This window comes from Geobacillus sp. (assembly GCF_017515625.1).
GTDB lineage: Bacteria > Bacillota > Bacilli > Bacillales > Anoxybacillaceae > Geobacillus > Geobacillus stearothermophilus.
In genome coordinates, this window is the sequence record NZ_JAFWFM010000185.1 from 1 (window position 1) to 7087 (window position 7087).

At 55.9% G+C, this 7087-nt stretch carries 7 protein-coding genes and 1 pseudogene; 4 read left to right on the forward strand and 4 right to left on the reverse strand.

Annotated elements, in window-relative coordinates; translation table 11 throughout:
• Positions 1 to 149: 149 nt before the first annotated feature.
• Positions 150 to 988: pseudogene (gene ald, locus IKE44_RS10915) on the forward strand (alanine dehydrogenase).
• A 130-nt stretch (positions 989 to 1118) separates the two neighbouring features.
• Here the strand turns inward: ald and IKE44_RS10920 are convergent.
• On the reverse strand, positions 1119 to 2210 hold the full coding sequence (locus IKE44_RS10920) for a M24 family metallopeptidase (protein WP_033014463.1): 1092 nt from the start codon (positions 2208 to 2210) through the stop codon (positions 1119 to 1121).
• Between the two features lie 137 nt (positions 2211 to 2347).
• Here IKE44_RS10920 and IKE44_RS10925 point away from each other — a divergent pair, with 137 nt between their 5' ends.
• Both IKE44_RS10925 and IKE44_RS10930 read left to right on the forward strand, forming a co-directional pair.
• Positions 2348 to 3028, forward strand: coding sequence for a metal-dependent hydrolase (locus IKE44_RS10925; protein ID WP_287465893.1), 681 nt, complete (start codon positions 2348 to 2350; stop codon positions 3026 to 3028).
• 115 nt (positions 3029 to 3143) lie between these two features.
• Positions 3144 to 4451 carry a CBS domain-containing protein gene (locus tag IKE44_RS10930; RefSeq protein WP_287465894.1) on the forward strand — a complete coding sequence of 436 codons (1308 nt, stop codon included), beginning with the start codon at positions 3144 to 3146 and terminating at the stop codon, positions 4449 to 4451.
• 71 nt (positions 4452 to 4522) lie between these two features.
• On the opposite strand, the gene IKE44_RS10935 is transcribed toward IKE44_RS10930, so the two are convergent.
• Complete coding sequence (locus tag IKE44_RS10935; RefSeq protein WP_033014458.1) at positions 4523 to 4831, reverse strand: YtpI family protein; 309 nt, start codon at positions 4829 to 4831, stop codon at positions 4523 to 4525.
• 100 nt (positions 4832 to 4931) lie between these two features.
• Here IKE44_RS10935 and IKE44_RS10940 point away from each other — a divergent pair, with 100 nt between their 5' ends.
• Entirely contained in the window at positions 4932 to 5879 is a 948-nt protein-coding gene (locus IKE44_RS10940; protein WP_033008569.1) for a DHH family phosphoesterase, read from the forward strand.
• Between the two features lie 131 nt (positions 5880 to 6010).
• Here IKE44_RS10940 and ytrI read toward each other — a convergent pair whose 3' ends face one another.
• Positions 6011 to 6514, reverse strand: a complete 504-nt coding sequence (ytrI, locus tag IKE44_RS10945) for a sporulation membrane protein YtrI (RefSeq protein ID WP_033014457.1) — start codon at positions 6512 to 6514, stop codon at positions 6011 to 6013.
• Complete coding sequence (ytrH, locus tag IKE44_RS10950) at positions 6511 to 6852, reverse strand: sporulation membrane protein YtrH (protein ID WP_033008565.1); 342 nt, start codon at positions 6850 to 6852, stop codon at positions 6511 to 6513. Before ytrH ends, ytrI begins: the two co-directional genes overlap by 4 nt.
• Positions 6853 to 7087 lie beyond the last annotated feature (235 nt).

Here is a 7087-nt window from a genome sequence, read left to right on the forward strand (position 1 = left end):
TGGTGATGTGCTAATCTATTCATGAGACATGAACCTCCTTGTGGATAGTTGGTGGTACATCTATTCTAACCAAGGAATCGGGTTCATGTCTCCTTTTTTGTTTAGTTGTCAATTTATGTCAGTGAATTTGCTCATCTACAGTTACGTATTTGCATTTAGCCGCGGCCGAAGCGCTCACGAAAGCGCTCGTCGAGCAAAAAGTGGTCGGCATCGCTTACGAGACGGTGCAGCTGGCGAACGGCTCGCTGCCACTGTTGACGCCGATGAGTGAAGTCGCCGGCCGCATGTCGGTGCAAGTCGGCGCCCAGTTTCTCGAGAAGCCGCACGGCGGGAAAGGCATTTTGCTTGGCGGCGTGCCCGGAGTGCGGCGCGGCAAAGTGACGATCATCGGCGGCGGAACGGCGGGGACGAACGCGGCGAAAATCGCGGTCGGTCTCGGGTCAGACGTGACGATTTTGGACATTAACGCCGAGCGGCTGCGCGAGCTCGATGATTTGTTCGGCGACCACGTGACGACGCTCATGTCCAACTCGTACCATATCGCCGAGTGCGTGCGCGAATCGGATTTGGTCGTCGGCGCCGTCTTGATCCCGGGGGCGAAAGCGCCGAAGCTGGGACGGAAGAGATGGTGCGCTCGATGACGCCGGGATCGGTGTTGGTCGACATCGCCATTGACCAAGGCGGCATTTTCGAAACGACCGACCGCGTCACGACGCACGACGATCCGACATACGTCAAGCACGGCGTCGTCCATTACGCCGTCGCCAACATGCCGGGCGCGGTGCCGCGCACGTCGACATTCGCGCTTACGAACGTCACGATCCCATACGCCTTGCAAATCGCCAACAAAGGATACCGCGCCGCGTGCTTGGATAACCCGGCGCTGTTAAAAGGGATCAACACGCTCGACGGGCACATCGTGTACGAAGCGGTCGCGGCGGCGCACAACATGCCGTATACAGATGTTCATTCGTTGTTGAACGGATGAAATCATGAAGATGGAGCCGCCTTGATGGCGATGAGAAAACAAAGCTGTCCGAATCGGCTTGGGGATCGAGCCGGTGGACAGCTTTGTTCGTGCACTTATTCGCAGAAGCTTTTGCCAATGGTTTTTCTCGTTATACAATGATCAATTCCTTCGAAAACGACGTCAACACCTCAACGCCGTTGTTCGTGACCGCGACATCGTCTTCAATGCGCACGCCGCCGATGGATGGGACGTAAATGCCCGGTTCGATCGTAAACACCATGCCGGGAGCGAGCGGGTCGGGGTTGGCGCCATGAAGCGATGGGTATTCGTGGATTTCGATTCCTAAGCCGTGCCCGACGCGGTGGGTGAAGTACGGGCCGTAGCCGGCTTGTTCGATGACGTTTCGAGCGGAGCGGTCGATCTCCTTCATCGCGGTTTGCGGGCGACAGGCGTCGATCGCCGCCTGCTGGGCGCGCCGAACGGTATCGTATATGAGCCGCTGTTCGTCGCTTGCCGTCTGACAGACGACGGTGCGGGTAATGTCGGAGCAATACCCATCGACGATGACGCCCAAATCGAACAGCACGAAATCGCCCGGTGCGACCGCCGCCGTTCCCGGCACGCCGTGCGGATCGGCTGATTTGGCGCCTGCAAGCACGGTTGTGGGAAACGACATCCCTTCAACGCCGAGTTTTTTCAGCTCATATTCAATGACGGCGACAAGTTCAAGCTCCGTCACGCCCGGGCGAATGGCCGAGACGCCGATTTCGACCGCTTTGTCAGCCAGCTCTGCCGCCTGGCGCAGCGCTTTCATTTCCTGCTCATCTTTGATCAGGCGAAGCTGGCGCAGCTTTTCTTCGGCATCGAGCCATTGGGCGTTCGGAAACAGCGCCGAGAGCCGCTCGAAACGGGCGAACGACAAATCGTTTTTTTCGACGGCAATCGAGACGGCCTTGACACCGCGCGCTTTGAGATGGCGCTCGATCTCTTCCCACGGGTCGGCGCTGTCGTCGTAGCCGATCACCGTATGCCCAAAGCCGCTCCGGCGGGCGCGCGGGACTTCCATTTGCGGGCAGACGAGCGCGGGCTCGCTGTCAGGAAAGACCAAAAGCGCCAGCAACCGTTCGTGCGGGTCGCACCGAAATCCGCTCAAATAAAACACGTTCGCACTTGACGTGACGAAGGCGAATGAACTATGTTGTTGAAGCCAAGAGGAAAATGCTTGCAGCCGTTTGTTCATCGTCCCATTCCTTCCTTTTTTCACTGTTGTCCATTTTGAGCGTACCAAGAAACGGGCCGTTTGTAAATGGACAGGCAGGAAAAGAAGGGAATGGATGGGCGGCGGCGAATCATGTGTAGTGGAAAGGAGATGTGACGATGAAAATCAGCTACCATGGCCATTCGGTTGTCCGCATTGAGACGAACGGAAAAACGATTTTGATCGACCCGTTCATCACTGGCAATGCGACGACCGATTTGAACGCGGCGGATGTGAAAGCGGATGTCATTTTGCTCACGCACGGGCACGGGGATCATGTCGGCGATACGGTGGAAATCGCCAAGCGGAACAACGCCCTTGTCGTGGCCACATTTGAGCTGGCGACGTATTTAAGCTGGCAAGGCGTCGAGACGTTTGGCATGAACATCGGCGGGGCGCGCGAATTTGACTTTGGCACGGTCAAGTTGACGCAGGCGTTCCACAGCTCCGGGTTTGTGACCGAGGACAAGCAAATCATTTATTTAGGCATGCCGACCGGCATTTTGTTCACGGCCGAAGGGAAAACGATCTACCATGCCGGCGACACCGGGCAGTTTTCCGACATGAAGCTGATCGGCGAGCGCCATAACATCGATGTCGCCTTTTTGCCGATTGGGGACAGCTTCACGATGGGGCCGGAAGACGCGGCCGTTGCCGCCGAGTGGCTCGGAGCGAAACTCGTCGTGCCGATCCATTACAACACGTTCCCGCCGATTGTCCAAGACCCCGAACGGTTCGTCTCGCTTCTACCGTCGGGTGTCGGCCGTGCTCTGAAGTCAGGCGAAAGCATCGAGCTGTAACAGCGGCGCCCTTCCCACTTTGGGAAGGGCGCTTTCTGATGGCCGGCGCGATCGTTGAATCCCCGCTGCTGAGCCCTGTATAATGAAAGTAACAATGCGTAAAGGGTGAAGACCGTTGGCGACCAAACATGAACAAATTTTAGAATACATCCACCGGCTGCCGATCGGCGAGAAAATTTCCGTCCGGCAGATCGCCAAGGAAATGGGCGTGAGCGAAGGAACGGCGTACCGAGCGATCAAAGATGCGGAGAACAAAGGATACGTAAGCACGATCGAGCGCGTCGGCACGATTCGGATCGAGAAAAAGCGGAAGGAAAACATTGAGAAGCTCACGTACGCTGAAGTCGTCAACATTGTCGACGGACGAGTGCTCGGTGGGCGGGAAGGGCTGCACAAGACGCTCAACCGCTTCGTCATTGGGGCGATGCAGCTGGAGGCAATGATGCGCTATACGGGTGCAGGGGATTTGCTTATCGTCGGCAACCGGACGAAGGCGCACGAACTGGCGCTTGAAGCCGGGGCGGCCGTGCTCATCACCGGCGGGTTTGACACGGCCGACCACGTGAAAAAGCTCGCCGATGAGCGGCAGCTGCCGATCATTTCGACGAGCTATGACACGTTTACGGTTGCGACGATGATCAACCGGGCGATTTATGACCAGCTGATCAAAAAGGAGATTGTGCTCGTTGAGGACATTGTCACCCCTGTCGAGAAAACAGTCTATTTATATACAGACGATCCCGTCGAGCGCTGGTATGCGCTAAATCGCGAGACGCGCCATACCCGGTTTCCGGTCGTCGACGACCAGTTGAAAGTGCAAGGTATTGTGACGGCAAAAGACGTGCTGGATGTCGACCGGCAGCTGCCGGTCGAAAAGGTGATGACGAAGCAGCCGAATACGGTGAACGGAAAAACATCGGTCGCATTTGCCTCGCACATCATGGTATGGGAAGGAATTGAACTGCTTCCGGTCGTTGATGACCATAACCGGCTGCAAGGGATCATCAGCCGCCAAGACGTGTTAAAAGCGCTGCAAATGGCGCAGCGCCAGCTGCAAGTCGGCGAGACGATCGATGACCTCGTCACCGCCCAGTTCCGCGAGTCAGGCGACAAAGAAACGCTGTTTCGCTGCACGATCACGCCGCAAATGACGAACTATTTAGGGACACTCTCGTACGGCGTGTTTACGACGATCGTCACCGAAGCGGCGGCGCGGATGCTGCGGGCGTACAAACGCGGCGATTTGGTGATGGAAAGCATTACGATTTATTTCATCAAGCCGGTGCAAATCGACACTACAGTCGACGTGCAGGCGAAGCTTTTAGAGCTCGGGCGCAAGTTCGGAAAAGTGGACGTCGAGGTGTACAATGAAGGCGCCATCGTCGGGAAGGCGATGATGATGTGCCAGCTGATCGACCGGTAATCGACAACGAAAAAAGGATGTCCGCCCTTTGTTGCTGGACATCCTTTCCCTTTCGCTGTGAACGGTTATGGTCAGCTTTGTTTCGCCGCTTTTTCCGCCTCTTCGATCGCCTGCGGCAGATAGCAGCGGTAGGCGCGGCAGCCGGCCCAGACGCTGCCGGCGCCTAGGGCGATAAAGATGGAGGAGATGATATAGGTGACAGTTGTCTGATACAAAAACAATTGGTTGACTCCGAACAAGGCGACAAACAGCCCGAGCGCCATGCTCGATTTCGCCGAGAGGAAGCGGCGCTCCATCGGGCGCTGCGAGCGAACGTAGCGAATTTTATAATAGACGTAAAACGAAAAGGAAAATATAATGAAAATAACCAATACGGGCATGCTGGCTCCCTCCGTAGTCCGTTTCTTTTTCCATTGTACATAGAAGCGCGGAAAAATGCCAGCGGTTGAAAATGACAAGCCATAAAAAGGGGACGAAGTGATGAAAGACGTTTGCCGGGACATTCTTGAAACGATTCGCCAATTTGATACGATCATCATCCATCGCCACGTGCGCCCGGACCCGGACGCGTACGGGTCGCAAGGCGGGCTGGCGGCGCTGCTTCGGGCGTCGTTTCCGGAAAAACAAGTGTATGCGGTGGGGACGGATGATCCATCGTTGTCATTTTTACGTCAAATGGATGTCATTGACGATGGCGCCTATGAACAGGCGCTCGTGATTGTCTGTGACACGGCGAACGAAGAGCGGATTTGTGACAGCCGCTACCGGCTCGGGCGGAAGCTGATCAAAATCGACCACCATCCGAACGATACGCCGTACGGCGACATCATGTGGGTTGACACCGACGCCAGCTCGACGAGCGAAATGATTTACGAACTGTATTTGGCCGGCAAAGACGATGGGCTGACGATGACCGCCGAGGCGGCGCGCCTGATTTACGCCGGCATTGTCGGCGACACGGGCCGTTTTTTGTTTCCGCGCACGAGCGAAAAAACGTTTCGCTATGCCGGAGAGCTCATTTCGTACGGCTTTTCGCTGACGGAATTGTATGACGGGCTGTACCGGACGAGCCTGCCGCTCGCCCGTTTGAGCGGTTATGTGCTGTCGAATTTCACGATCGATGAAGGAGTGGCGGCGGTGAAAATGCCGCGGGCGCTGCTTGAAGAATACGGCGTCACCCCGCTTGAAGCGTCGCAGCTTGTTGGGCTGCTCGGCAACATTGATGGCATCATCGCCTGGGTGTTTTTCGTTGAGGAGGAGAAGGAGATTCGCGTGCGTTTTCGTTCGAAAGGGCCGGTCATCAATGTCGTCGCCAAGCGGCATGGCGGCGGCGGCCATCCGCTGGCGGCCGGCGCGTCGATCGCTTCATGGGAAGAAGCCGACCGCATTGTTGAAGAGGTGAGAGCCGTTTGCCGGGCGGAACGGTAACAGAAGGGGGCGAGAAGGGCGTCATGCGGCGCCGCCCCCTCTTTTGCCGCCTGATGCAGTGTCCGGCGCTCTTGTCGGCGTCGGGGTGTCGGTTTGTTTTGGCTTTTCTCGTTTGTCGGCTGCATGGCGTGTTAAGGGAGCGGCTTCAATTTCACTTCCACAGCCAAAAAGGTGAAAATGGTGAGCGTATGAATTTCCAGCCGGTACGCTTTTTCGTGGATCGTATACGTTTTGTTTTCAATTGCCCGCTTGATCAGCTCGCGGCTGTTGTACACCGTTTCAATATCTTTGGTGATTAAATGGGACAAATCTTCTTTCACACTGTCTTCGATGCGGAACGCTGTGTACGAATCAAGCTTGTATTGCTTGGCGTTGACAAGATGGACGGACACGTCCTGCACGGTCAGCTTTTTTTTCATTTCTTTGTTGTAATGGATATAGTCTTCTTGCCAAATGCGAATTTCATTTTGCAAGTCGGCGATCTGCTCGTTCAGCTCATTGACGTGCCGCACCTGCTTTTCCTGCAGGACGCCGAAAATGTACAAAAAGACAAACCAGCTGATGAGCGCCCCAATCGCTACGCCGGCGAAAAAACGCTGCCATGACGGATATTGGTAATACGGAGGAATTCTCATGGCGAAATGTGCTCCTGTGTCAGCCACGTAATGATCGCCACTCCTGTTTGCGCGCCGCCCATGGCGGACAAAATGAGCAAAAACTGCCGCACAATGTCTTTTGTTTCCCCGAGAAACAGCCCTCGCTCGACGACGTAAAACGTATCAAACGTTCCGCCGATGGCGGCGACGACCGCCCAAATGCGCAAGTCGCCGGCAAACCGGTACATGGCCGTCAGCGGCTGGCCGCCGCTCAAAAATGCGCCGAGAGCGCCGATGATGGCGCCGCCAAGCAACACGCCGACCGCGATAAAATAGCTTTGGATCAACGCCGGCAAAAACGCTGCTTTTTCGTCCATCGTTTCCCCGCCCTTTCTTTCTCTTTTACTATGTATATCAACGAATGGGACGGAGCATGCAGCCAATGGAAAAGTTTTCGTCCGCAGATGGATGAAGGTAGCGTCAAAAGTTCTATGAAAACTCCACACAGATCATCCCATTGAGCATCGTGGGGCATGCGGAGGGCCGGATTCGCCCTTGACCAACACCCGCCAAAGGTGCGGAAGAGTCGTCAAGGGCGACGGGGACAAAAAA